The 22,386-nt window shown below is 67.6% G+C and carries 22 protein-coding genes; 15 read left to right on the top strand and 7 right to left on the bottom strand.

Annotated elements, in window-relative coordinates; all coding sequences use genetic code 11:
- Nucleotides 1-24 precede the first annotated feature (24 nt).
- Entirely contained in the window at nucleotides 25-426 is a 402-nt protein-coding gene (locus BHD05_RS14610; protein WP_161887080.1) for a hypothetical protein, read from the top strand.
- On the opposite strand, the gene BHD05_RS14605 is transcribed toward BHD05_RS14610, so the two are convergent.
- The 3 genes from BHD05_RS14605 to BHD05_RS14595 form a co-directional block, all read right to left on the bottom strand.
- Nucleotides 414-2,084, bottom strand: a complete 1,671-nt coding sequence (locus tag BHD05_RS14605) for an alpha-amylase family protein (RefSeq protein ID WP_161887079.1) — start codon at nucleotides 2,082-2,084, stop codon at nucleotides 414-416. The genes BHD05_RS14610 and BHD05_RS14605 overlap by 13 nt on opposite strands.
- On the bottom strand, nucleotides 2,081-3,049 hold the full coding sequence (locus BHD05_RS14600) for a TIGR03885 family FMN-dependent LLM class oxidoreductase (RefSeq protein WP_161887078.1): 969 nt from the start codon (nucleotides 3,047-3,049) through the stop codon (nucleotides 2,081-2,083). Before BHD05_RS14600 ends, BHD05_RS14605 begins: the two co-directional genes overlap by 4 nt.
- A 62-nt stretch (nucleotides 3,050-3,111) precedes the next feature.
- Complete coding sequence (locus BHD05_RS14595; protein ID WP_202614235.1) at nucleotides 3,112-3,717, bottom strand: histidine phosphatase family protein; 606 nt, start codon at nucleotides 3,715-3,717, stop codon at nucleotides 3,112-3,114.
- Nucleotides 3,718-3,772: 55 nt separating this feature from the next.
- On the opposite strand from BHD05_RS14595, the gene ftsY reads away from it, so the two are divergent.
- Both ftsY and BHD05_RS14585 read left to right on the top strand, forming a co-directional pair.
- Entirely contained in the window at nucleotides 3,773-4,651 is an 879-nt protein-coding gene (gene ftsY, locus BHD05_RS14590) for a signal recognition particle-docking protein FtsY (protein ID WP_161887077.1), read from the top strand.
- On the top strand, nucleotides 4,648-4,962 hold the full coding sequence (locus BHD05_RS14585; protein WP_161887076.1) for a hypothetical protein: 315 nt from the start codon (nucleotides 4,648-4,650) through the stop codon (nucleotides 4,960-4,962). Before ftsY ends, BHD05_RS14585 begins: the two co-directional genes overlap by 4 nt.
- Nucleotides 4,963-4,977: 15 nt before the next feature.
- Here the strand turns inward: BHD05_RS14585 and BHD05_RS14580 are convergent, their stop codons facing one another.
- Together BHD05_RS14580 and BHD05_RS14575 are read right to left on the bottom strand one after the other, a co-directional pair.
- The gene (locus BHD05_RS14580) at nucleotides 4,978-5,496 is read right to left on the bottom strand and encodes a gamma carbonic anhydrase family protein (protein WP_161887075.1); all 519 of its coding nucleotides are present in this window, start codon (nucleotides 5,494-5,496) and stop codon (nucleotides 4,978-4,980) included.
- Complete coding sequence (locus BHD05_RS14575) at nucleotides 5,493-6,404, bottom strand: LLM class flavin-dependent oxidoreductase (protein WP_161887074.1); 912 nt, start codon at nucleotides 6,402-6,404, stop codon at nucleotides 5,493-5,495. The genes BHD05_RS14580 and BHD05_RS14575 overlap by 4 nt, the downstream gene beginning before the upstream one ends.
- 69 nt (nucleotides 6,405-6,473) lie before the next feature.
- On the opposite strand from BHD05_RS14575, the gene ffh reads away from it, so the two are divergent.
- The 5 genes from ffh (at nucleotide 6,474) to BHD05_RS14550 (ending at nucleotide 14,378) form a co-directional block, all read left to right on the top strand.
- Complete coding sequence (ffh, locus tag BHD05_RS14570; protein WP_161887073.1) at nucleotides 6,474-8,081, top strand: signal recognition particle protein; 1,608 nt, start codon at nucleotides 6,474-6,476, stop codon at nucleotides 8,079-8,081.
- A gap of 100 nt (nucleotides 8,082-8,181) precedes the next feature.
- Nucleotides 8,182-9,000 carry an LLM class F420-dependent oxidoreductase gene (locus BHD05_RS14565; RefSeq protein ID WP_161887072.1) on the top strand — a complete coding sequence of 273 codons (819 nt, stop codon included), beginning with the start codon at nucleotides 8,182-8,184 and terminating at the stop codon, nucleotides 8,998-9,000.
- 158 nt (nucleotides 9,001-9,158) lie between these two features.
- Entirely contained in the window at nucleotides 9,159-11,246 is a 2,088-nt protein-coding gene (betT, locus tag BHD05_RS14560; protein ID WP_161887071.1) for a choline BCCT transporter BetT, read from the top strand.
- A gap of 43 nt (nucleotides 11,247-11,289) precedes the next feature.
- Nucleotides 11,290-12,807: an aldehyde dehydrogenase family protein gene (locus BHD05_RS14555; RefSeq protein ID WP_161887070.1), complete on the top strand. Its 1,518-nt coding sequence runs from the start codon at nucleotides 11,290-11,292 to the stop codon at nucleotides 12,805-12,807.
- Nucleotides 12,804-14,378 (top strand): GMC family oxidoreductase, encoded by a 1,575-nt coding sequence (locus tag BHD05_RS14550; RefSeq protein ID WP_161887069.1) that lies wholly within the window; start codon nucleotides 12,804-12,806, stop codon nucleotides 14,376-14,378. Before BHD05_RS14555 ends, BHD05_RS14550 begins: the two co-directional genes overlap by 4 nt.
- A gap of 18 nt (nucleotides 14,379-14,396) precedes the next feature.
- On the opposite strand, the gene BHD05_RS14545 is transcribed toward BHD05_RS14550, so the two are convergent.
- Complete coding sequence (locus tag BHD05_RS14545) at nucleotides 14,397-15,530, bottom strand: glutamate--cysteine ligase (RefSeq protein ID WP_161887068.1); 1,134 nt, start codon at nucleotides 15,528-15,530, stop codon at nucleotides 14,397-14,399.
- A 123-nt stretch (nucleotides 15,531-15,653) separates the two neighbouring features.
- Between BHD05_RS14545 and BHD05_RS14540 the strand changes: the two genes are divergently transcribed.
- The 7 genes from BHD05_RS14540 (at nucleotide 15,654) to BHD05_RS14515 (ending at nucleotide 21,059) form a co-directional block, all read left to right on the top strand.
- Entirely contained in the window at nucleotides 15,654-16,565 is a 912-nt protein-coding gene (locus BHD05_RS14540; protein ID WP_236966566.1) for a DMT family transporter, read from the top strand.
- 176 nt (nucleotides 16,566-16,741) lie between these two features.
- Nucleotides 16,742-17,203, top strand: a complete 462-nt coding sequence (gene rpsP, locus BHD05_RS14535; protein ID WP_161887067.1) for a 30S ribosomal protein S16 — start codon at nucleotides 16,742-16,744, stop codon at nucleotides 17,201-17,203.
- A gap of 3 nt (nucleotides 17,204-17,206) precedes the next feature.
- Nucleotides 17,207-17,443: an RNA-binding protein gene (locus BHD05_RS14530; protein ID WP_161887066.1), complete on the top strand. Its 237-nt coding sequence runs from the start codon at nucleotides 17,207-17,209 to the stop codon at nucleotides 17,441-17,443.
- Nucleotides 17,400-18,068, top strand: a complete 669-nt coding sequence (gene rimM / locus BHD05_RS14525) for a ribosome maturation factor RimM (protein ID WP_418763816.1) — start codon at nucleotides 17,400-17,402, stop codon at nucleotides 18,066-18,068. The genes BHD05_RS14530 and rimM overlap by 44 nt, the downstream gene beginning before the upstream one ends.
- A 9-nt stretch (nucleotides 18,069-18,077) precedes the next feature.
- Nucleotides 18,078-18,785: a tRNA (guanosine(37)-N1)-methyltransferase TrmD gene (trmD, locus tag BHD05_RS14520; RefSeq protein ID WP_161887065.1), complete on the top strand. Its 708-nt coding sequence runs from the start codon at nucleotides 18,078-18,080 to the stop codon at nucleotides 18,783-18,785.
- A gap of 326 nt (nucleotides 18,786-19,111) precedes the next feature.
- A complete protein-coding gene (locus BHD05_RS15810; RefSeq protein ID WP_202614392.1) occupies nucleotides 19,112-19,852 on the top strand; it encodes a hypothetical protein in 741 nt (246 codons plus the stop codon).
- Nucleotides 19,853-19,877: 25 nt separating this feature from the next.
- A complete protein-coding gene (locus BHD05_RS14515; RefSeq protein WP_202614234.1) occupies nucleotides 19,878-21,059 on the top strand; it encodes an HNH endonuclease signature motif containing protein in 1,182 nt (393 codons plus the stop codon).
- 556 nt (nucleotides 21,060-21,615) lie between these two features.
- Here BHD05_RS14515 and map read toward each other — a convergent pair.
- On the bottom strand, nucleotides 21,616-22,383 hold the full coding sequence (gene map, locus BHD05_RS14510) for a type I methionyl aminopeptidase (protein WP_161887063.1): 768 nt from the start codon (nucleotides 22,381-22,383) through the stop codon (nucleotides 21,616-21,618).
- Nucleotides 22,384-22,386 lie beyond the last annotated feature (3 nt).

Below are 22,386 nucleotides of genomic sequence, written 5' to 3'. Positions count from 1 at the left end.
CCCCGGTGCCAGCCCTAGGTGCTCGTGGCTGAGCCGTGCGCGCTCTTCTCCGCATCCGATCTCGAGACCATCTTCGGCACGGAGGTGCGAGCGGGCCGCAACGGCATCAGCCGAATCGATGACGTCGCGATCGAGGCGGACTCGCGGCACTGCCGGTGGAGTGCCGATGCGCTCGACGCGTCGCTGCAGATCGCCTACGCATCTGACTTCGACTCCGGGGAGTTCGGCTGCCTCGCGCCAGCCGACCCGCGCGCTGTTGAGGTCGACCTCGGCACCCGGGCGTGGTGGTCGGAGCTGACGATGGAGGGAGCGACCCTTGGCCGGCTGCGCGTGTGCACTGCCGGCTCGCTCGTCGACGTCACAATCGTCGGAGACGCGGATGCCGGGGGGCAGGGGGCCGCCGCGGCCTCCTGTCAGTACCGGTGAGTGTCGCCGGCTCGCACGACACGGAGCCAGCGGTAACCGTAGCCGTCGAGCGTGATGTTCGTCTTCCCGGTCGAGGGGAGGTCGACCTGGTCGCCGCTGATGAGGTCGAGCAGCAACGACTCACCCTCGATCTCGAGGGTGAGTGGCACCTCGGTCGTCTCGGCGGAGAAGTTGTGCACCGCCACGATGCGGCGGTCCTCCCAGGTCAGCGAATGGGCGAAGATCGCGCTGTGAGGTTGCTCGAGCACCGCGAAGGTGCCCCAGCCGAACTCGGGCGCATTGCGGTAATGCCGCACGAGGGTCTGGATGAAGACCAGAAGCGAATCCGGGTCGCGGCGCTGGTCCTCGACGTTCACGTGCGCGGGGCCGAAACCGCCCTCGACGACGGCGCTCGCTAGGCGCGACGGCGCGACATCCGAGAATCCGCCGTTCTTGCCGCTGTTCCATTGCATCGGGGTGCGCACCGCGAGGCGGCCCTTCTGCTCGAGGTTCTCGCCCATGCCGATCTCCTCGCCGTAGAAGAGCACGGGGGTGCCCGGCAGCGAGAACAGCAGGCTGTAGACCATCCGCACGCGCCTCGGGTCACCCTCAAGCATCGGCGGTAGCCGCCGCACCAGCCCACGTCCGTACACCTGCATCCGCTTCTCGGGGCCGAACGCCGCGAACACCTCGTCCCGCTCCTCATCGGAGAGCTTGTCCAGAGTCAGCTCGTCATGATTGCGCACGAAGTTTGCCCACTGGGAGTCCGACGAGCCGGCGGGCCGGGAAAGCAACGCCTCGACCAGCGGACCTGCGTCCTGCCGCGCAAGCGAGAGGTACATCTTCTGCATCGAGATGAAGTCGAACTGCATTGTGAGTTCGTCGCCATCGTCCCCGCCGAAGAAGCGTTGCTGGTCCTCCCGCGGCAGGTTGACCTCGCCGAGAAGCACCCCCTCGCCGGAGCGGCGTCCCAGGAACGACCGCAGCGACCTCAGGTACTCGTGGGGGTCCGGAAGCGCCTTGTCGCCGCCGATCACCGCCTCGGTTTCGAGCATGAAGGGCACTGCGTCGACGCGGAACCCTGAGAGCCCGAGCTCGAGCCAGAACCCCATCATCTTCGCGATCTCGTCGCGCACGGCGGGATTGGTGATGTTGAGGTCGGGCTGGTGCTTGTAGAAGATGTGCTGGTAGTACTGCTCGGTCTTCGCGTCATACTCCCAGTTGCTGTCCTCCTGGTCGGGGAACACCGGGGCCGCCTGGTCCGCGGGTGGCTCGTCGCGCCACACGTAGAAGTCGCGGTAGGGCGAGGTGCGGCTCGAGCGGGACTTCACGAACCACGGATGCTTGTCCGAGGTGTGGTTGGTCACGAGGTCGGCGATCACGCGCATGCCGCGGTCCTGCGCCGTGCGGATGACCTCGACGAGGTCGCCGAGATGCCCGAGCCGGGGGTCGACGGCGTAGAAGTCGGTGATGTCGTAGCCGTCATCGCGGTTCGGGGTCGGGTAGAACGGCATAAGCCACAGGCAGGTTACGCCGAGCTCGGAGAGGTAGTCCAGACGCTGGGCGAGGCCGGCGAAGTCGCCGATCCCGTCGTCGTTCCAGTCGAGAAAGGTCTCGACGTCGAGGCAGTAGACGACCGCAGTCTTCCACCACAGGTCGCTTGTATCGGTGATCCTCATGCGTTCACTCCGCTCAGTTGGGGCAGCACGTGCTCGCCGAAGACGTCGATGAACCGCGACTGCTCCTGGCCGACGTGGTGGATGTAGATGCGGTCGAACCCGAGCTCGGACCACTCTCGAAGCTGGTGCACGTACTCGGCCGGGTCCGATGAGACGAGAACCGACGAGCGCATGTGCTCCGGGCTCACATGCTTCGAGGCCTCGTCGAAGGCCTCGACCGAGTCGATGTCCCAGCACAGCGGAGGTGCGAAGACGTTGCTGCGCCACTGGTCGTGGGCGATGGCGAGCGCCTCGGCATCGGTCTCCGCATAGCTCACGTGCACCTGCAGCGCGAGCTCACCCCTGCCCCCGGCGTCCCGGTATCCGGCGATCATGTCGCGGAGCTTCTCGACCGGCTGGGCGATCGTGGCGAGCCCGTCGGCCCATTCGGCCGCCCACGTCGCCGTCTCCACGCTCACGGCCGCGGCCACGAGCGGGGGTGGGGTCTCCGGTCTGGTCCAGAGGCGCGCGCGATCGACGGTCACGAGGCCGTCGTGGCTGACCTCCTCGCCGTCGAGCAGCGCGCGGATGATGTCGACGCACTCCCGCAGTCGGGCGTTGCGCAGCTCCTTGCGCGGCCACCCCTGGCCCGTGACGTGCTCGTTGGCCGCCTCGCCGCTGCCGAGCGCGACCCAGAACCGGCCGGGGTACATGGCCTCGAGGGTGCCGATCGCCTGCGCGATGATCACCGGGTGGTACCTCTGCCCGGGCGCGTTGACGACGCCGAAAGAGAGGGCCGTCGCCTGCAGTGCGGCGCCGAGCCACGCCCACGCGAATGCCGAATGGCCCTGCCGCTCGCTCCAGGGCACGAGGTGGTCGGAGCACATGGCCGCATCGAAGCCGGCCTGCTCGGCCCGCTGCACCGCGGCAATCAGCGCGCTCGGGTGCACCTGTTCGTGAGATGCGTGGAAACCAAACTTCGTCATCTTCGCGTACCTCCTGAGTTGAGGCTACGCAATTCCCTCGCGCTTGTCCCCCCGAACAGGGGTCAGGCTCCCTGGTCGCTGAGCGGCTCGTCGTCGAGGGGCTCGTCGTTCACGGTGATGACCCGCCAGCTGCCCCCGGAGCGCTCGACGATGCTCGTCGCCCCGTTGAGGATGGAGGGAATCGGCACACTCGTGAGTCGGCGCAGCACCTCGCGGATGAGGGTGCCGTGCGCGACGACGATGACGGCCGAGCCGTGCAGGTCGCGCGCGATGTCGACGAGGCTGTCGAGGCCCCGATCGGCGACGTCGTCGCGGGATTCGAGCCCCGGGAACTCGCCGTCAGACCACAGCGCGGCCGCCTCGGCGTCGGTGAGGCCCTCCGCCTCTCCGTAGTGACGCTCCTGCAGATCGGAGTACACACCGGACATGGCGATGCCGAGTCCGTCGGCGATGATGCGGCCGGTCTCCGACGCCCGCGACAGCGGCGAGGTGACCACGTGATGCCAGCCGCCGCCGACGAAGCGCTCCGACGAGGCGCGCGCCTGCTCCCGGCCGGTGTCGTTGAGCGGGATGTCTGAGGTGCCCTGCATCCGTCCCGCCGCGTTCCAGTCGGTCTCCCCATGGCGGGTCAGGGCGATCGTCACGGTCGTTTCAGAGTTCTCAGTCACGCCGACAGCCTACGCACCCGCCGGCCGGGGCTGCTCGCGCCGTTAGGCTTGCGATATGGCTGACCGTTCAACCCCGTGGTCCCTCGGCGGTGCCCTGCGCGGTATGTTCGCCAAGGCGACGATCGACGACGAGACGTGGGAGGACCTCGAGGATGCACTCATCAGGGCCGACTTCGGTTCGACCATCACCGACGAGGTCATCGAGCACTTGCGCGCCCAGGTGCGGCGGTTCAGCACGACCGACCCCGTCGACCTCAAGAGGATGCTGCGGGAGACGCTCGAGGAGAGGCTCGCCCGACTCAACCCCACCCTGACCCTGAGCGCGCGGCCCGCGGTGGTGCTTGTCGTCGGTGTCAACGGCGTCGGCAAGACGACGACGATCGGCAAGTTCGCCAAGTTTCTCACCGGCCACGGCCGCACCGTCATCGTCGGCGCCGCCGACACCTTTCGGGCCGCCGCCGTCGAGCAGCTTGCCACGTGGGCCGAGCGCGGGGGAGCGGCCATCCAGCGCCCGCAGCAGCACGGACAGGACCCCGCTTCGGTCGCCTTCCAGACCGTCGAGCGGGCCCAGCGCGAGGGCATTGACATCGTGCTCATCGACACCGCGGGGCGGCTGCAGACCAAGAGCGGGCTCATGGACGAGCTGAGCAAGATCCGCCGGGTCGTCGAGAAGCAGACCGACATCGCCGAGGTGCTTCTTGTGCTCGACGCGACGACGGGGCAGAACGGGGTCGCCCAGGCGGAGGCCTTCATCCAGCACGCCGGAGTGACGGGCCTCGTGATCACGAAGCTCGACGGGTCGGCCAAGGGCGGATTCGTAATCGCGGTGCAGGAGAAGACCGGCATCCCGATCAAGCTCGTCGGGCAGGGCGAGGGCATCGGCGATCTCACCGGTTTCACCCCGCACGTGTTCGTGCAGAAGCTGGTCGGTTGATGGTCAAGCGCGATCCGGACCCACCGACACCGGTCTCGCGTACCGTCGCCTTCGCGGCCGTGTTCTTCGCGATCGTCGCGCCGCTCGTGTTTCTCGTGATCCTCGGGCTCGGCAGCATCGGTGTCGTCGAGGCCGGGCGCACGTTCGCGCCCTTCGCGATCACCGCGACGGCGCTGGGGCTCGTCGCCTCGATCTGGGCGATTGCGATGCCGCGCACCCGCGCGACCGGCGTCACAACCATGGTCGTGATGGTGCCGTGCGTGTTTCTCGCGGCGATCAACCTCCTGAGCCTGCTCGCCCCGGCAGTCTGAGCCGCGCGCGCCGGCTCAGGAGGTGAGACCTTGGTGCGCCCGGCTGAGCTCGACGTAGTGCGTCGCGTTGTGCCTCACCTTGGCGATCTCGTCCGGCGTTAGTTCGCGCCTGACCTTCGCGGGGACCCCGGCGACGAGCGACCCCGGAGGGATGATGGTGCCCTCGAGCACGACGGCACCGGCGGCGACGAGCGAGCCCGTTCCGATGACGGCCTCGTTGAGCACCGTCGCCGACATGCCGATGAGGCAGTCGTCCTCGACCGTGCAGCCGTGCAGAACCGCGGAGTGCCCGACGCTGACCCCCGAGCCGACGGTCGTCGGGGTGCCAGAGTCGCAGTGGATCGACACGTTGTCCTGGATGTTGCTCCTCGCACCGATCGTGATCGAGTCGACGTCGCCGCGCAGCACCGCTCCGTAGAACACGCTCGCCTCCTCGCCAAGGGTGACGCTGCCGATGAGGGTGCCGTTCGGCGCGACCCACGCCGATTCCGGGACGGAGGGGGTAGCGCCATTGAAGCTGAGAATCGTCGTCATCGTTCCAGAGTAGGGGGCAGGGCCCGGCGCCCGGCGATCAGGGCGGCGACATCGTCGAGAACGCCCGTCGAGCCGGCATAGACGCCCTCACGCCTGGGCCAGTGCGCCACGACGTCGGTGAACCCGAGCTCGGCGGCCCGGCCGACGGCATCCTCGAACGCGCCGATGCTCGTGAGCGAGAACGAGCCGCCCGAATCGAGTGAAAGGTACCGGTCGATGCTCGCCGGGTCGCGCCCGGAGGAGTCTGCGGCGTCGTCGAGCCGTGCCGAAAGTGCGGCGATCGACCCCCACCATGGCTCGCCGACCTTGCCGTCAGCGCCGGTCGTCACCCAGCCGGCGGCGTGCCGGCAGACGAGTTCCAGACCCTTCGGCCCATTTGCGGCGAGCACGAACGGCACGCGTGGCTGCTGCGCCGGCGCGCCCACCATGCGTGCACCGGATGCCGTGAACCAGGTGCCGTCGAGGTCGAAGCCCGATTCCCCCTCGGCCTCGTGCCGCAGCAGCCGGTCGAGCTGGGTCACGAACTCGGCGAACCGTTCGTGGCGATCGCGCGGGCTGAGCTCGCCCTGGCCGAGCACCGAGGCGTCGAATCCCGTTCCACCCGATCCGACCCCGAGGATGAATCGGCCGCCGGAGATGTCGTCCAGCGTCGCGATCTCCTTCGCGAACGGCACGGGATGCCGGTAATTCGGTGACGACACGAAGGTGCCGAGTCTGATCCGCTCGGTCACCACGGCCGCGGCGGTGAGGGTCGGCACGGTCGCATACCAGGGCTCGTTCGCGAGCGAGCGCCAGGACAGGTGGTCGTAGGTCCAGGCATGGTCGAACCCGAAGGCCTCCGCGCCCTTCCACGCATCCTGGGCCGCGGCCCACGGTTCCTGCGGGAGGATCACAATTCCGAAGCGCACGGGCCGAGCCTACGCGCGCGGCGCAACTCGCGTTCGAACCCCGCCCGTGCGGGTTAAACTGGTCGCACCATGGCCACCTTCGGAAACCTCACTGACCGCCTCGCGGAAACTTTCAAGAGTCTTCGCGGCAAGGGCAAGCTCACTCCCGCGGATGTCGACGGCACGGTGCGCGAGATCCGCCGCGCCCTGCTCGACGCCGACGTTGCCCTCGAGGTCGTGAAGGAGTTCACCGGCAAGGTGCGCGAGCGCGCTCTGGGCGACGAGGTCTCGAAGGCCCTCAACCCCGCCCAGCAGGTCGTGCAGATCGTCAACGACGAGCTCATCGCGATTCTCGGCGGCGAGGCGCGGCGCATCCAGTTCGCTAAGACCGCCCCGACCATCATCATGCTCGCCGGCCTGCAGGGCGCAGGAAAGACCACTCTCGCCGGCAAGCTCGCCAAGTGGCTCGCGGCCGACAATCACACGCCGCTGCTCGTCGCGGCCGACCTGCAGCGCCCGAACGCGGTGACCCAGCTGCAGGTCGTCGCAGAGCAGGCGGGCGTGGCCGTCTACGCGCCGGAGCCCGGCAACACGAGCGGCGAGGATGCCGCGCCGAGCCGGGGGTTCTTCGGAGGACCCAAGGGCGGCGACCCGGTGAAGGTCGCCAAGGATGCCGTGAAGTTCGCGCGCGACAAGCAGTACGACATCGTCATCGTCGACACCGCCGGCCGCCTCGGCGTCGACGCCGAGCTCATGAAGCAGGCATCCGACATCCGCCGGGCCATCGACCCCGACGAAGTCTTCTTCGTCATCGACGCCATGATCGGCCAGGACGCCGTCGCCACGGCGAAGGCGTTCCAGGAGGGCGTCGACTTCACTGCCGTCGTGCTCACGAAGCTCGACGGCGACGCGCGCGGTGGTGCGGCCCTCTCGGTCGCGTCCGTCACCGGTCGTCCGATCATCTTCGCGTCAACGGGCGAGGGGCTCGGCGACTTCGAGCCGTTCTATCCCGACCGCATGGCCAGCCGCATCCTCGACCTCGGTGACATCCTCACCCTCATCGAGCAGGCGCAGAAGAACTTCGACGAGGAGGAGTCGCTCAAGATCGCGGAGAAGTTCGCGACCGACACCTTCACCCTCGAGGACTTCCTCGGCCAGATGCAGCAGCTCAAGAACATGGGCTCGATCAAGAGCATGCTGGGGATGCTGCCCGGCGCGAAGGGCATGCGCGAGCAGCTCGACAACTTCGACGAGAGCGAGATCACGCGCACCGAGGCGATCATCCAGTCGATGACGCTGCAGGAGCGGAGGGTCCCCAAGGTGCTCAACGGCTCGCGCCGCGTGCGTATTGCCCGAGGCTCGGGCACGACCGTGACCGAGGTCAATGCTCTCGTCAACCGCTTCGAGCAGGCGGCGAAGATGATGAAGACCGTCGCCAAGGGCCAGATGCCGCAGATGCCGGGCGTCGGTCCCATGCCGGGAGCCGGCTTCGGCGGCGGTCGCGGCAAGCAGCAGCCCAAGAAGAAGGGCTCGAAGTCGGGCAACCCTGCCAAGCGTGCGGCGGAGAACGCCGCGCTCGCCGCCGGTGCGAAGCCGGTGACACCCGGATCCGGCTCCGGGTTCGGTCTCGGCGGTGCGAAAGAGGGCGGTCCGTCGCCCGAGGAGCTCGCTTCGCTGCAGAAGTTCCTCGGCAAGTAGCCGGGGCGCCTCGCGCCTCGCCGTGGCCCTTGGCTGCTCGGGGCGCCCGTGCTGGCCGAGGGACGCGACGCGGCGTGCCACGTCGATCTAGGCTGGGGAGATGACCGCATCCCCCGCTGCCCAGGCCCGTCCCGTCCGCATCGGGGTGCAGGTCGCACCCCAGCACGCGCCCTACGAGGTGATCCGCGACACCGCGGCGGCCCTTGAGGACGCCGGCGTCGACATCCTGTTCAACTGGGACCATTTCTTCCCGTTGTCGGGCGACCCGAACGGGCTGCACTTCGAGTCCTGGACGATGCTTGCGGCACTCGCCGAGCAGACCAGCCGCGTCGAGCTGGGCGCGCTCGTCAACTGCAACAGCTACCGCAACGCCAACCTGCAGGCCGACATGGCCCGCACGATCGACCACATCAGCGCCAAGGGCGGCACCGGCCGCTTTATCTTCGGCACCGGATCGGGCTGGTTCGAGCGTGATTATGACGAGTACGGCTTCGAGTTCGGCACCGCGGGCTCCCGGCTCAACGCCCTCGCCCGCGACCTCCCGCTCATCGAGGACCGCTGGGGCAAGCTCAACCCGCCCCCGACCCGCGACATCCCGGTGCTGATTGGCGGCGGCGGCGAGAAGAAGACGCTCAAGATCGTCGCGACGCACGCCGACATCTGGCACAGCTTCGCCGACGTGCCGACACTCGAGCACAAGCTCGGGGTGCTCGAGGGCTGGTGCGGCGAGATCGGTCGCGACTTCGCCGCCATCGAGGTGTCGAATGAGCTCCGCAACCGCACAGTCGAAACGGCTGACGAGCTGCTCGCGCTCGGAACGACGCTCTTCACGCTCGGCATCAGCGGCCCGAACTACGATCTGGCAGTTGTGCACGACTGGCTCGCCTGGCGCGACGAGAAGAACGCCGCCGCCGCCTGATCCGCGGCCGCGCCGAGAGCGCACGTGCCCCCCAATTTAGTTGCCCCCTAAATGGGGGCTGTTGCTAGGATGGTCGTGAGTCCGCCGCCTCCTAGCCCCTGGGGCCCCACTCGAGGCGATGTCGGACGACATCTCACTTCAACCAGCCAAGGGGCGAAATGAGTCACGCAACACGCGACGATAACGGCACGAACGGCTCGCCAGAATCACCTGAAAGACCGCCAGCAGACACGAAGACCCGGCTGAACAAGCCGGTCTTCTTCGGATCGTCCATCGGTATCCTCGGCATTGTCGCGTGGGTCATCGCGGCGCCCGACAGCGCGACCGACGTCATCGGCACGCTCGTGGGATGGGTATCCACCAACCTCGGCTGGTACTACATCCTCCTGGTTACGATTGTTGTCGTCTTCGTTGTCGTCGCCGCTTTCTCGCGGGTGGGTCGCACGCGGCTCGGTCCCGACCACTCCCGCCCCCAGTTCAGTATGTTCACCTGGACGGCGATGCTCTTCGCCGCCGGTATCGGCATCGACCTCATGTTCTTCTCCGTCGCCGAACCGGTTACCCAGTACCTGGCGCCGCCGACCGGTCCCGGCGAGACCGTCGAGGCAGCGCGGCAGGCGATCGTGTGGACGCTGTTCCACTACGGCATCACCGGGTGGGCTCTCTACGCACTGATGGGCCTGGCGTTCGCGTACTTCGCCTACCGTCACAACATGCCGTTGAGCATCCGCTCCGCCCTGTACCCGATCTTCGGCAAGAAGATCCATGGGCCCATCGGCGATACCGTCGACATCGCCGCCATGCTCGGCACGATCTTCGGCATCGCGACGACGCTCGGCATCGGAGTGGCGCAGCTGAACTTCGGGCTCAACTTCATGTTCGGGCTGCCCGAGAACCTCGCCTTCCAGGCCGCCCTCATCGGACTCGCGATCGTCATGGCGGCGATCTCCGTTGTGTCGGGTGTCGAAAAGGGCATTCGCCGGCTTGCCGAGCTCAACGTGCTCCTCGCCATCGGCCTCATGCTCTTCGTGCTCGTGGCCGGAGGGACGAGCTTCCTGCTCGACGCGATCGTGCTCAACACGGGCGACATGCTGAGCCGATTCCCGGCGCTGACCCTCGAGACGTTCGCCTACGATCGCCCCGACGCGTGGCTGAGCGGCTGGACCCTGTTCTTCTGGGCCTGGTGGATCGCCTGGTCTCCGTTCGTCGGGCTGTTCCTGGCACGGATCTCCCGCGGGCGCACCATTCGGGAGTTCGTGCTCGGCACGCTCATCGTGCCCTTCGTGTTCATCCTCGTCTGGATCTCGATCTTCGGGAACAGCGCCCTGGAGATCGTGATGGGCGGCAACTCCGAATTCGGTGAGGTGGCGATGAATACCCCGGAGCGGGGGTTCTACTCGCTGCTCGCCGAATACCCTGGAACCCCGATCACCGCCGCGATCGCGACGTTCACCGGGCTGCTGTTCTATGTGACCTCGGCCGACTCCGGCGCGCTCGTCATGTCGAACTTCACCTCCCGACTCAAGGGCACAGAGACCGACGGGCCCAAGTGGCTGCGCCTGTTCTGGGCGATCACGACCGGTGCGCTCACCCTGGCGATGCTCGCCGTCGGCGGAATTCCGACGCTGCAGAACGCGACGATCATCATGGGGCTGCCATTCTCGGTGGTGATCATCTTCATCATGCTCGGCCTCTACCGGGCGCTCAAGGTCGAGAAATCTCTCACCGAGAGCTACCAGTCGAGCCTGCCCGGGCTGCTCTCGGGTCGCGCGGGGGACTCCGCCCGCGGACGAAACTGGCGCCAGCGACTGGCAAAGGCGATGAGCTACCCCACCGCCCGCCAGGCTGAGCGCTTCGTCGAAAACATCGCCGGCCCGGCCCTGCGCGAGGTGCACGAGGAGCTTGTAGAAAAGGGCGCCGACGTCACACTCACCCAGGGGACAATCAACGAGTACAAGATTCCGCACATCGAGCTCCTCGTGTCGATGGGAGAGGAACGCGGCTTCCAGTACGAGATCCGCCCCGTGAGGTACGACACCCCCTCCTTCGCCGTGCGCGCCGCATCGGCCGAAGACAGGTACTACCGCATGGAGGTCTTCTCCCTCGAAGGCAGCCGCGGCTACGACCTCCTCGGCTACACCAAGGAACAGGTCATCGCCGACGTGCTCGACCACTACGAGACGCACCTCGAATTCCTCCACCTCAACCGCGAGGAACCGGGTAACACGGCAGTGACGTCCGGCTGAGCGCCGAACACGTCCACAATTCACGCATCCAACGGAGGCATCAATGAGCACCACATCCACCCTCTTCATCGACGGAGAATGGGTCGCCTCGGCCGACGGCGGCACGCGTGACATCCACTGCCCCGCGGACGGTGAGCTCGTCGGAACCGTATCCGAGGCGACAACGGCCGACGTCGAGGCCGCGATCGCGGCTGCGCGCGCCGCATTCGACCGCGGCGACTGGTCGGCCGTGCCCGCCCCGGAGCGCGGCGACTTTCTGCTGAGAGTGGCGGCTGGGCTACGCGATCGGAAGGACCAGTTCGCGCGTGCCGAGACCCTCGACACAGGCAAGCGCATCATCGAGAGCGAAATCGACATCGACGACATCACCGCCTGCTTCGCCTACTTCGGCAAGCTTGCGGGGCAGGATGCCGGTCGGATCGTCGACGCGGGCACAAGTGACGTCGTGAGCCGCATCCAGTACGAACCGGTCGGCGTCTGCGGGCTCATCTCCCCGTGGAACTACCCTCTTCTCCAGGCGGCATGGAAGATCGCTCCGGCGCTGGCCGCCGGGAATTCCATCATCCTCAAGCCGAGCGAATTGACCCCCCACACGGCGATTCTCATGATGCAGCTGCTGCACGACCTGGGGCTCCCGCGCGGCGTCGCGAACCTCGTGCTCGGAGCGGGCGCCGTCGCCGGCGCTCCACTGTCGAGCCACCCCGACGTTGACATGGTGTCGTTCACGGGCGGGCTCGAGACCGGAAAGGTCATCGCGGCCTCCGCGGCAGCGACCGTCAAAAAGGTCGCCCTCGAGCTCGGAGGCAAGAACCCCAACGTGATCTTCGCCGACGCCGACTTCGATGCCGCCATTGACAACGCGCTCAACGCCGCATTCGTGCACTCCGGCCAGGTGTGCTCGGCCGGTGCACGACTGGTCGTCGAGGCATCCATCGCCGAAAAATTCGTCGATGAACTGGTGCGACGCGCCCAGCTCATTCGACTCGGCGGGCCGTTCGACCCGGATGCCGAGACCGGACCCCTCATCTCGGCTGCCCACCGCGACAAGGTGACCGCCTACGTCGCGAAGGGTATCGCCGAGGGGGCTCGCCTCCGATGCGGTGGCACCTGGGGCGAGGGGGACCTCGCCAAGGGCTTCTACTTCACTCCGACCGTTCTCGATGAGGTGCAGCGCGGGATGTCGGTCGTCATCGACGAGGCCTTCGGGCCGGTGGTCACGGTCGAAACCTTCGAGACCGAGGACGAGGCCGTGCTGATCGCGAACGACACGGTGTACGGCCTCGCTGGCGCCGTCTGGACGCAGGACGCCGGCCGCGCCCAGCGCATCGCGAATCGTCTCCGCCACGGCACGATCTGGATCAACGACTACCACCCCTACCTGCCCCAGGCCGAGTGGGGCGGCTTCGGCCAGTCCGGAGTCGGTCGCGAACTCGGCCCGATGGGCCTGGCCGAATACCACGAGGCCAAGCACGTCTACCAGAATATCAACCCCCAGGTCACGGGCTGGTTCTCCGGCACCGACACCGCAACGAAGGGCACCCCATCGATTCCTCAGCAGTGACTTCGACCGAGTTCGACTACGTCGTGATCGGCGGCGGTTCAGCGGGCGCCGCTGTCGCCGCGCGGCTCAGCGAGGACCCTGCCGTGCAGGTTGCCCTCATCGAGGCGGGTCCCGACGATCGCGGCCTCGACGCCATCCTGCGCCTCGACCGGTGGATGGAACTGCTCGAATCCGGCTACGACTGGGACTACCCGATCGAGCCGCAGGCTCACGGCAACTCGTTCATGCGCCACGCCCGCGCACGGGTGATGGGCGGATGCTCGAGTCACAACTCCTGCATCGCATTCTGGGCGCCGGCGGAGGACCTCGACGATTGGGCCACGAAGCACGGGGCCGTCGGGTGGGACGCGGCAAGCTGCTTCCCGTTGTACCAGCGACTCGAGACCAACGAAGACCAGGATGAGCACCACGGCCACGACGGACCGGTGCACTTAATGAACATCCCCGCGAAGGATCCGTCCGGCATCGCCCTGCTCGACGCATGCGAGCAGGCGGGCATCCCGCGCACCCGGTTCAACTCGGGGCACACCGTGGTCAACGGCGCGAGCTTCTTCCAGATCAACCGACAGGCCGACGGCACGCGCGCCTCATCATCGGTCTCGTACATCCACCCGATCGCGGACCGGGCGAATTTCACCCTGCTCACCGAGACGCGCGCGCGGGAGTTGCGATTCGACGAGAACAACCGGTGCGTCGGCGTCGACGTCGTCGACTCGGGGTTCGGCAAGACCACCACCATCACGGCGCGCATCGAGGTCATTCTCTCTGCCGGCGCGATCGACTCGCCCAAGCTACTGATGCTCTCGGGCATCGGGCCGGCGGAGCAGCTGCGCCAGCACGGCATCCCGGTCCGCGTGGACGCCCCCGGAGTCGGCGAGAACCTGCAGGACCACCCGGAGGGTGTCATCCAGTGGGAGGCCAAGCAGCCGATGCCGACGACCTCAACCCAGTGGTGGGAGATCGGGATCTTCACAACCACCGAGGACGGCCTCGATCGCCCGGACCTCATGTTCCACTACGGCAGCGTGCCGTTCGACATGCACACGGCTCGCCAGGGCTATCCGACGACCGAGAACGGCTTCTGCCTGACCCCGAACGTCACTCACGCCCGCTCGCGCGGAACGGTCACGCTGCGCAGCAGGGACTACCGCGACAAGCCCAAGGTCGACCCGCGCTACTTCACCGACCCGCACGACATGCGGGTGATGATCGCCGGCATCCGCAAGGCGCGCGAGATCGTCGGACAGAGCGCGATGTCCGAATGGGCGGGGCAGGAGCTCTACCCCGGCGTCGAGGTGCAGACCGACGAGCAGATCGCCGCGTACATCACGGCGACCCACAACACCGTCTACCACCCCGCTGGGACCGTGCGGATGGGAGCGGCCGACGACGCGATGTCTCCACTCGACCCGCAGCTGCGAGTCAAGGGTGTGACGGGGCTGCGCGTCGCCGACGCCTCGGTGATGCCGCAGCTCACCACAGTGAACCCCAACATCACGACGATGATGATCGGCGAGCGGTGCGCGGATCTCGTTGCGGCCGACCACCGTGTCGCCGCGGGGGTGCGTTAGCTGGGAGGCCGGGCGGGGCTAGCGGAGGCCGTCGCGCAACTCCTTCACGAGGGACGCCACCACGGCCTTGAGCGAACCACCGGTCGCCTCCGCCACGCGCAGCTGCCGCTGGTAGCTCGCCCCCTTCTCGAGGATTGAGGTGATGCCTGCAAGCTCGTCGAGGCAGCCAAGCCGCGCGGCGATCGGTTCGAGGCGCACGACCATGTCACGCAGGTCGTCCCTCACCGGAAGCTCGTTGCCCGCGGCATCCTGAATCACGATCGCATCCAGCCCGTAGCGCGCGGCACGCCACTTGTTCTCGCGCACGAACCACGAGGGCATCGTCGCGATCTCCTCGCCGCGGTCGATCGCCGTCGAGAGCTCCTCGACCAGGCACTGGGTCAGGGCCGCGATCGCGCCCACCTCCTGCGTGGTTGCGAGGCCGTCGGAGACCCGCATCTCGAGCGTTCCCCAGCGGGCGGAGGGACGGATGTCCCAGCGAAGCTCGTTGTAGTGGTCGATGACCCCGACGTGGAGCATGTCGTCGACCATGCCCTCGTAGTTTGCCCAGGCCCCGAACTGAGGCGGCAGCCCGGCGGTCGGCAACTGCTGGAAGAGCATCGCCCGGCTCGACGCGTAGCCGGTCGCCTCGCCGGCGAAGAACGGGCTTGACGCCGACAGGGACTGGAAGTGCGGCAACCACCTCAGCAGGCCGTTCATGATCGGCATGATCTTGTCGCGGTCCTCGATGCCGACGTGCACGTGGACCCCCCAGATCATCATCTGCCGCCCCCACCACTGGGTGCGGTCGATGAGGGTCTGGTAGCGCTCCTTGTCGGTGACCTGCTGCATGAACCACTGGCTGAATGGGTGGGTTCCGGCGCACATGAGCTCGACCCCCATCGGGTCGGCGACCTCCCGCACGGCATCGATCGTCCGCATCAGGTCGGCCACCCCGTCGGCGACGGTGCGGTGCACCCCCGTTACGATCTCGACCGTGTTGGTGAGCAGCTCGGCGGTGATGTGCGGGTTGTCGAGGCCGTCGGGCAGCTCGACCGCGCCGAGGATCTCGGGTGCAGCCGGTGCGAGCTCGCCGCTCGCGTGGTCGACGAGAGCGAGTTCCCACTCGATGCCGAGCGTCGAGCGCTCGGACTTCGCGAAGTCGATCCGCACGGTGCCACCTCCGTCAGGGGTGCGCCTCTCACCGGGCGCCCCTCGTTCTATCTTGCACCGGCGCGGCAGGACGCGCTCCGTTTTTCGCATCGGTTGGGGTCCGGATGCGGATAGCGTTGCTCCGTGACCCTCCGAGCGCCCGTGCCGCCCGTCCGACCCGTCGGCGGAATTCCCCCGCTTGTGCTCCTCGCCATCCTCGTCACGATCGTTGCCTGGGCGAGCGCGTTCATCGTCATTCGCGGCGTCGGCCCGCATTTCTCGGGCGGGGGGCTTGCGCTTGCGCGGCTGCTTGTCGGGTCGCTGTTGCTCGGCCTCCTGCTCATCGGCCGCCGCTGGGTCGCGCCGACCCGCAGGGAGTGGATGCTGATCACCGGGTTCGGCGTTGCCTGGTTCGGGGTCTACAACATCGCACTCAACATCGCCGAGCAGACCCTCGACGCGGGGACGACCGCGATGATCGTCAACATCGGCCCGGTGCTCATCGCCCTCGGAGCCGGACTGTTCCTCGGGGAGGGCATCAGCAGGTGGCTCGCGATCGGCGCCGGCGTCGCGTTTTCCGGGGTGCTCATGATCGGCTTGGGCTCGGGCGGCGGAAGCCTCGGCGACGGGTCGGGGGTGCTCTGGTGCCTGGCCGCGGCGGTCACCTACGCAATCGGTGTTCTATTGCAGAAGCCCGCCCTCCGGCGGCTCCCCGCAGCCCAGGTCACCTGGCTCGGCTGCACGATCGGTGCGGTCGCGTGCCTGCCGTTCGTAGGGCAGCTTGCGGCCGACGTGCGCGACGCTCCAGCATCCGCAGTCGCAGGCGCGGTCTATCTCGGGGCCGTGCCCACCGCGCTCGCGTTCAGCACCTGGGCTTATGCCCTCTCGCGCATGCCGGCGGGCCAGCTCGGCATCTCGACCTACGTTGTTCCGCCGCTCGTCATCGTGCTCGGGTTCCTCGTGTTCGCGGAGGTGCCGACCGTGCCCGCGATCGTCGGCGGAGGAGTGTGCCTCGCCGGGGTCGGCCTGTCGCGCCGCCGCTCACGCGTGCGCTGACGGGTATATCGAACGGGGTGTTCCCGCGTGGGCCGATTCTCTGACAGAATGGTCAGTCGAGTCCTCGCATGCCCGACCCTCTAATCAGGCAGCGACGGATTCCCTTCGAGCTCGTGTCGAGTGTGCCCCCACGCTCACGCCATCAGTTCAACCACTTAAGAAACCTCAGGAGAATTGTGGCTGTAAAGATTCGTTTGAAGCGCATGGGCAAGATCCGCGCTCCTTACTACCGTATCGTCGTCGCCGATTCGCGCACCAAGCGCGACGGCCGTGCCATCGAAGAGATCGGCATCTACCACCCCACGCAGGAGCCCTCGGTCATCGAGGTCAAGTCCGACCGTGTGCAGTACTGGCTCGGCGTTGGCGCCCAGCCGACCGAGCAGGTCGCCGCGCTGCTGAAGCTCACCGGTGACTGGGGCCGCTTCAAGGGCGACAAGGATGCCGTGAGCACCGTCAAGGTCGCCGAGCCGAAGGCTGTCTTCCAGGTCGACGAGAAGAAGAAGGCGGTGCTCAAGCCCAAGGCCGAAGCCCCCGCCCCCGCCCCGAAGGTAGAAGAAGCGCCCGTCGCCGAGGCTTCCGACGAGGCCGCCGCACCCGAGGCTGACGCTGCAGCGTCGGTCGACGCCGACAAGGCGTAGCCAGTGCTGGCCGGAGCGCTTGAGCACCTAGTCAAGGGGATCGTCGATCACCCTGACGACGTGCAGGTCGTGGAAAAGAACTCCCCGCGCGGCGACGTCCTCGAGGTGCGAGTGCACTCCGAGGACCTCGGTCGTGTCATCGGGCGCGCCGGCCGCACCGCGAAGGCGCTCCGCACTCTCGTCTCGGCGATCGCCGATGGCAAGCGAGTGCGCGTCGATGTGGTGGATACCGATTTCTAGTCAGTCCCCCACGGGCCAGACGCAGCTGCGGGTCGGGCGCCTCACTAAGGCGCACGGACTCAAAGGCGCGATCAAGGTCGAGCTGTACACGGATGACCCGGAGCGAAGGTTCGCTCCGGGGTCCGTGTTCCAGCTGCAGGTGCCTACCTCGTCACCCTGGCACGGGAAGAACCTCGAGCTCATCGAGCTCAAGTGGTACAACAGTCACGCTGTCGCATTCTTCAAGGACGTGCCCGATCGCTCGGCGGCCGAGGCACTCATCAAGGCAATCCTGTGGGTCAATCAGGACCTCGCCGAATCTCCGGCCGAGGATGATGCCTGGTACGACCACCAGCTCGTCGGCCTCGCGGTAATTCGCGATGACGTCAAGATCGGCGTCGTGAGCCGCGTCGACCACTTCCCGTCACAGGATCTGCTCCTCGTCACGACAGAGTCGGGCGCTGAGGTGCTCGTCCCATTCGTGAAGGCGTTCGTTCCCGCCGTCGATGTGAAGACCGGAACGGTGACGATGACCCCGCCACCCGGACTCTTCGAAGACCTGCCCGAGGAGGAGTTGCCCGACGTCGAGCTCCCCGACGACGTGTCGACGACTGAGGAAGATCCGGCTCCCGAGGCGACCGTCTAGGTGGAAGCAATGCGCATCGACATCGTGACGATCTTCCCGGAGTTCTTCTCGGTGCTCGACGTGTCCCTGCTCGGCAAGGCCAGACAGGCCGGACGCATCGGGCTGGGCGTGCACGACCTGCGCGACTATGCCTACGACCGCCACCGCACCGTCGACGACACACCGTACGGCGGGGGAGCGGGCATGGTCATGCGGCCGGAGCCCTGGGGCGACGCGGTCGACAGCATCCTCTACGCCAGCGAGGCACGGGGCGTCACCGAACCCGTCATCATCTTCCCATCGCCGGCGGGAGAGCTGTTCACGCAGGCTATGGCACAGGAGTTCGCGACCGAACGCCAGCTGATCTTCGGGTGCGGGCGGTATGAGGGCATCGACCAGCGCGTCGTCGACTACGCGTCCACGCGCGCGCGGGTGCGCTTGGTGAGCATGGGTGACTATGTGCTCAACGGCGGCGAGATCGCAACGATGGCGATGATCGAGGCGATCGGCCGTCTCATCCCCGGTGTCGTCGGCAACCCCGCGAGCCTCGTCGAGGAGAGCCACTCCGACGGGCTGCTCGAGTATCCGAGCTACACCAAGCCAGCCGCCTGGCGTGGCCTCGAGGTGCCCCCGGTGTTGCTGAGCGGTAACCACGGCGCGATCGCGGCGTGGCGCCGCGAGCAGCAACTCGAGCGCACCCGTCGGGTGCGCCCGGACCTGCTTCCGCCTGCCGTTTAGCCTCCGGGCCGCATCGCGGCCGACCGAGTGTGCCTCCACTGGGTTGGGGGTGGTCGGGCCACGCTGGTGAGGGCATTCCGGGCCGGGCGGGGTCTGCGGCTGGTCCCTTATGGCGCCGCCTCTCGTGCGTGGCGCGCGGAGACTAGTCCAGCCCGCGCCGCGTGCTGTCCCACCGCGTCAAGTTCGGTGCGTTTCCGCTGCGTCTTCCCCTGCGCCGGGTGCTCTCCTGCGCCGCGTCTTCTCCTGCACAGCCCTTGTGGAAAGATTCTTATCCCCATCAGCCATTTCCTCTTTCGAAAGTGTGTTCGAAGTGGGAGAATTGTGGCATGGAACAGCTCCCGAACACCCTCCGCGACACGGCTGACACCGTCGCTGGCCTTGGGGCGTGCGCGGGGGAGTTCACGGCCCTGGATGATGCGTCCCTGTTCGCCGCGCAACGCTCGGTCACCGCGCTGCGTCGTGCGGTGGATACCTATGCGGCGTGGATCGCGGCGGCGATCGCGAAGCACTCCGACCGGGCCCTGGGTCATGCCGGGCTGGCGATCAGTGCCGGGTTCGTCAGCGCGGAGGCGTTGATCCAATCGATCTCCGGCAGCACCAGGGCCGAGGCCGCGAAACTGGTCCAGATCGGCACCCTGCTCGCCGAGACCGAAGCCGCCGAAGCCCTCGCCGCCGCCGATCCCACCGCCACCGGCGGCACGCCCACCGCTGGTGCGCCGACCGCTGGTGCGCCGGTGTTCGATCCGGGCTCCCCGGCCGGCCCAGCGTCCACTGCGGATCCGCGTTTCCCGGTCGGTATGCCGGTATGGCAGGCGCCGATCGCGCGGGCGGTCGCCGCCGGGCTCCTCTCCCTCGATGGGGCCGAAGCAATCCGGCGCGGGTTGGGCGGGATCGATGACGCCGTCACCGCCGAGCAGCTCACCGCCGCCGCGGAACACCTCATCACCGCCATCAACCCCGGCGACCCCGGTAACCCCGGTAACCCCGGTAACCCCGGTAACCCCGGTAACCCCGGTAACCCCGGTAACCCCGGTAACCCCGGTAACCCCGCGGTAACCCCGCGGTAACCCCGGTAGTGCCGGCGCCGGTCGGGTGCTGGGTGCGGACGAGGTGCAACGCCTCGCCCGGCGGTTGCGGGACGAGCTCGACAGCGAGGGCATCCGCCGGCGGGAGAAGGAGCAGTACGACCTGCGCGCAGTGCGGAAATGGCGCACCGCCGACGGCATGCACCACGGCATCTGGCACCTGCACCCCGAAGACGGCGCCCTGCTCGACTCGGCCCTGTCCACGATCCTGTCCCCGCGACGCGGCGGACCCCGATTCATCGATCCGGAAGAGAAAGCCAAAGCCCAGAAACTGGTCGAGGACCCCCGCACCGACGAGCAGATCCTCGCCGACGCCCTGATCGGCATGATCCGCATCGCCACCGACGCCGACCCCGGCACCATGTTCGGCTCCCGCCGCCCCGCCGTCCGACTCATCATCACCAAAAAAGACCTCACCACCAACACCACACCCACCACTGGCACAAGCACCGACGCGAGCACCGGCACCGGCTTCATCGCCGCCACCCGCGTCAGCACGCCGACCAGCACCAGCACCGGCACCGGAGTGGCGACCGAAACCGGCACCAATGCCGGCACCAGCACCAGCACCAGCACCGCGAGCGTCCCCGGCGACCGCACCCCAGACGTCGACCCGCTCGCGCTCCCAGCATCGCCGGCCCCCACGCCACAGCCATCTCAATCCCTGCAACCACTCCCACCCCAGCCACCCCCGCCACCGGTGCTGCCGCTGCTGCCCGGGATCAGCGCCGACCACGGATGGATCGAGGGAACCCTCGACCCGATCTCAATCGAGACCATCCAGCGCAACCTCTGCGACACCGGACACATCCCCGTCCTCTTCGACGACGACGGCCAATGCCTCAACGTCGGCCACACCAAACGCCACTTCACCGCCCGCCAACGCATCGCCCTCGCCACCCGCGACGGAGGCTGCATGTTCCCCTCCTGCGACCGACCCCCCTCCTGGTGCGAAGCCCACCACATCAAACACTGGGACAGAGACAACGGACCCACCAACATCGACAACGGAATCCTCCTCTGCCGCAGACACCACCTCCTCCTCCACGACAACCACTGGGAAATCATCAACACCAACAACAACTACTGGCTCCAACCACCCACAACCATCGACCCCACCCAAACCCTCATCCCACTCCCCAGCAAAACACCCACCATCACCACCATCACCAGAAAAAAAGCCAGCTGACCGACGCGCTATCCCTGGCCGAGAGCGTGAAGGCATGACCGGCGAACGGCAGGTGGCACCATGAGGACGACTTAGTGGGCAGCCGAGCCCGACAGTCGCCCCCGGCAGTACACGCGGCAACGGGCAAGCTGCACCGGACCGAACGCGCCGGGCCGCATTGGCGACGCTGGGCGGCCTTGCCGGGAGGCGTGGGGCTTGCCGGTGATGGGTGACCTTGCCGGGAGGTCGGACCAGCCGGTGATGGGTGGCCTTGCCGGGAGGTCGGACCAGCCGGTGATGGGTGGCCTTGCCGGGAGGCGTGGGGCTGGCCGACATGGGGCGGGCGGCCCTGATTGGGCGCGCCGCAACCGCCGACGATGGGCGGGTAGGCGGACGGGCCCGCCTGAACCGCACGATCTCGGGCGGCCCCTGCTGACGGGTTGACGACGGTCAACAATTCTCGGCGGGGCGTATCACCCGCGCGAAAAGCGTCGGTGTTTAGCTCATCGCCCTAACTCGACGCGAGCGGTTCGCCCGGCCATGCCCGCCGACCCAGGCCCCGCTGGCGAGAACCGTCTCAGCCGCGCGCAGTCAGGATGAGTGGTCCGTCGTCGGTCACTGCGACAGTATGTTCGACGTGAGCGGCTCGGGATCCATCCATGCTGCGCAACGTCCAGCCATCCGGATCCGTGAACACACGGTCGCTCGTGTGCATGAGCCACGGCTCGATCGCGAACACGAGACCCGCGCGCAGGGGAAACCCGCGACCCGGTCGTCCGTCATTAGGCACGTGCGGGTCGCCGTGCATTGTGCGTCCGACGCCGTGCCCACCGAAGTCAGTGTTGATCGTGAACCCGGCCGCGCGTCCGACCGCACCGATCGCCGCCGAAATATCGCCGATCCGGTTTCCGGGGACTGCTGCGGCGATGCCAGCATCGAGTGCTGCCTGGGTCACCTCAATGAGGCGCAGATCCTCGTCCCGAGGAGTGCCGACAATTATCGTCACGGCGGAATCAGCGACCCAGCCATCCACACCCACCGCGAAGTCGAGGCTCAGAAGGTCGCCGTCGAGCAGGTTGTAGTCGTGGGGCAGACCGTGAAGCGCCGCATCGTTGACCGAAGTGCAGAGCACTTTGCCGAACGGGCTTGCCCCGAATGACGGGTGGTAGTCGATGTAGCAGCTCTCGGCGCCCCTCGCCAGGATCGCCCGGTGGGCGATCGCATCGAGATCGAGGAGGTTGACGCCGACCGCGGATGCCGCAGTCAGCTCGCTGAGCACGTCAGCGACGAAGGATCCCGCCGCGCGCATCTCGGTGATCTCGGCAGGGGTTCGTAGCTCAATCATTCA

Source organism: Marisediminicola antarctica (genome assembly GCF_009930795.1).
Classification (GTDB): domain Bacteria; phylum Actinomycetota; class Actinomycetes; order Actinomycetales; family Microbacteriaceae; genus Marisediminicola; species Marisediminicola antarctica.
This window is presented reverse-complemented; position numbering and strand designations above follow the sequence as displayed.